This is a genomic window from uncultured Chloroflexus sp. (assembly GCF_937129525.1).
Lineage (GTDB): Bacteria > Chloroflexota > Chloroflexia > Chloroflexales > Chloroflexaceae > Chloroflexus.
Window position 1 is genome coordinate 1 of sequence record NZ_CAKZNK010000150.1, and the last position, 2,787, is coordinate 2,787.

3 protein-coding genes are annotated in these 2,787 nt (G+C 54.5%); 2 read left to right on the top strand and 1 reads right to left on the bottom strand.

Annotation, left to right across the window (positions count from 1 at the left end):
• On the top strand, positions 1-199 hold a 199-nt coding region (locus Q0650_RS18140), incomplete at its 5' end, for an HYR domain-containing protein (RefSeq protein ID WP_298821575.1).
• A 121-nt stretch (positions 200-320) separates the two neighbouring features.
• Here Q0650_RS18140 and Q0650_RS18145 read toward each other — a convergent pair.
• Positions 321-1,082, bottom strand: a complete 762-nt coding sequence (locus tag Q0650_RS18145; protein WP_298821578.1) for an alpha/beta fold hydrolase — start codon at positions 1,080-1,082, stop codon at positions 321-323.
• Between the two features lie 231 nt (positions 1,083-1,313).
• Here Q0650_RS18145 and Q0650_RS18150 point away from each other — a divergent pair.
• Positions 1,314-2,787: DUF11 domain-containing protein (locus Q0650_RS18150; protein WP_298821580.1), on the top strand; the 1,474-nt coding region annotated here is incomplete at its 3' end.

The window sequence follows — 2,787 nt, forward strand, 5'->3', positions numbered from 1 at the left end:
GAGTGGAAGCGTGGCAGTGACGTGCGCGCCAGCCAGCGGCAGTGTGTTCCCGCTCGGCGAGACGACCGTGAGCTGCGTGGCCAGCGACGCGGCGGGCAACCGCGCCAGCGGGAGCTTTACGGTTACCATCACGCCAGCCGGCGCACCGCCGGTTGAACCGGCGCCACACCGCCTCTTTATGCCTGTGATTATGCGCTAAGGTCAATCGCTGTATGCAAAAGAACATCCCTCATTACCTGATACTGCTATCGGTCAGTGCCGATGAGGGATGTTCATTGCCTTCTACTTTACGGGTGAATGCTGGATTTGACCAATATCAATCAAGTGGTTGGTTCGATCAGTCCATGCTCGGCCAGGAATCGGCCAACGCGAGCGCGAAAGGCATCGGGATTGCGCCAGGCGATCAGATGACCGGCCTCTGGTTCGTAAACGATGCGCGCGCCGCGAATCCCGACGGCGACAGCGCGGGCTTGCTCGTCGGGAACGAAGGGATCTTTTCCGCCGTGGAAGATGATGGTGGGTACCTTGATCTGATCGAGGCACGGTGTTACCAGCGCCTCTTGCGCAGCCAACTGCTCAATCACGGCTTCAACGCCAGCATTGAGGATAGGCCACCAGTCGGCGCCATGTTGACCGGCCATATACCGGTGCCAGCTTGGCGACATACTCGCCGTGGCATGGCGATGTGCCTGATACGTTGCCGCTGTCACTCGCGCGAATACACCGTCGAGAATGAGCGCTGCAATCAAGTCGGGGCGAATACAGATCGCATTGAGCGCACTGATCCCGCCGGCGCTCATTCCAAAGAGCGGTACCGGTTGATGAAACAGGCCGGCCAGCGCATCGGCAACCGCTTCACCTTGCATCTGAAAGTAGCGGACAGAAAAGAGATCTGGTGGCCGCGCCGAGCCGCCATGCCCAAGCAGGTCAAACGAGTAGACGGTAAACTGGTCGGCAAAGCGCTGGGCCAGCCGAACCTGGGTTGCGGCGCTGTAGGTGTTGCCATGTAGCAAGACGAAGGGCGAGCCACTGCCAACTGCAAGATAATGAAGTGGGCCGTGGCGAGTATTGATAGTTGACACTATGCTTACTCCAAATTTCTAGAGCATTCTAACTACGTGCTTAATACCTGACACACTTTAACAAAAACAAAATAATTCCCTCTTTCATTTATTGATGATAGTACTAAAGTCCTATTTGCATGTAGTACAACAAGTATTGGAATTGTAGACAAAATGTACTATAATCCGAACAGTACTTCAGTTCTCTCCCCTCCGGATTTTGTTTTCAGGGGCAGGCTATGGAGAAATGCTATGCAACGCCGCATCATCGTCTTGACGCTGCTACTTTGGGTAGTAGCCTTTATGTTTCCGATACCTTTTGGTTCGATTGTTAATGCGGTAGAATTGCCGCCTACCAGTTCACCATTCTACATCCAAACCTCTAGCTCCTCGCGAGCGTTAGGAATCGGCGATTGGTACACCAATCCGGGGGGTGGGAATGGGTATCACTACTTTTCCCTGCACGTGCCGTGCGGTTGGGATCCCAACAACCCGGTGCATATCGATCTATTTCATCCAGATCTTAACAACTCTGCTGGAAGTGGTGTAGCCGATGAAATTACCACCTCTGGAAGTACAGTGTACGAGGTCTACGCGCCCGGCACTCCATTGAATCCACCAACGCAACCGGCCCCGTCGGCGAGTGGTTCGCTCCTTTCCCAAACCTATAACCCCAATACAGTTGGTCCGCAATGGGTGAGGCTGTATACAATCGCGGCGCCGGTGACGTGTGGCGCTTATATCTTGCGCGTCGAAACCGGCGGTAATGCTGATAATAGCTGGCGTTTACGGTTTGGCTCCGACAATGATAACAATCCGAATAACCTCCCGCCACCCAATTACAACGACCCTGATGGGTTGCCGGGCACAGGTGATGAGTTGCTGATCGGTCTGGCGAGCACAACGTATCAGCACAACGCTGCAACTACACAATGTCTGACTTTGCACCAGTATGTGGCGCCAGGTCAGCCAAGCGTGACGTTCAACAACTTTGATATGGATAACAACGGACGAGTCAGATATTACAGCCCGACCGATACTTACGATCCAAATGGATTGACCGGTGGCACAGCCGGTACTCTTTCGAGTAATGCGATCTGGAATGGTGGTACTGCTACGACTCGCGTTGGTGATACGATTGCCAGTCCTGAGACGGGATGGTGGCGAATCGTGACATGTATCAATGGCAACAATCAGTTTATTCAAGAAGGCCAGGCTGGCACTTTGTTGTTCATCGATCCACCACCACAACCGGATCTGACAATTGCGAAGGACGATGGCGTTACTATCACCGCTCCCGGCCAGGTATTGACGTACACGATCACGGTCGCAAATCAGGCTAATCTTACCCGCACCCCACCCGGAGCAGCGTTCAACGTGATCATTACCGATACCCTTCCCGCGTCAACAACGTTTCTTGGTTGCAGTATGGGGGTCTTGCCGGGGAGTTGCAGTCACAGCAGCGGGGTAGTAACTTTTACGATTCCCGGACCGCTTGCCGCTGGTGCCAGTGATAGTGTTACCGTCGCGGTACAGGTAAATAATGGCGCAACCGGTTCGTTGACCAATACCGCGATACTAGATTACCAGGATCAGCTTGGGAATCCATATCCGCAACGCCAGGCTAGCGATACCAATACAATTCCCCCCCAGCCGGCGATGGCGTTGAGCAAGAGCGACGGGGCGACGGTGGCGGCGCCGGGGCAGGCGCTGACCTACACGCTGG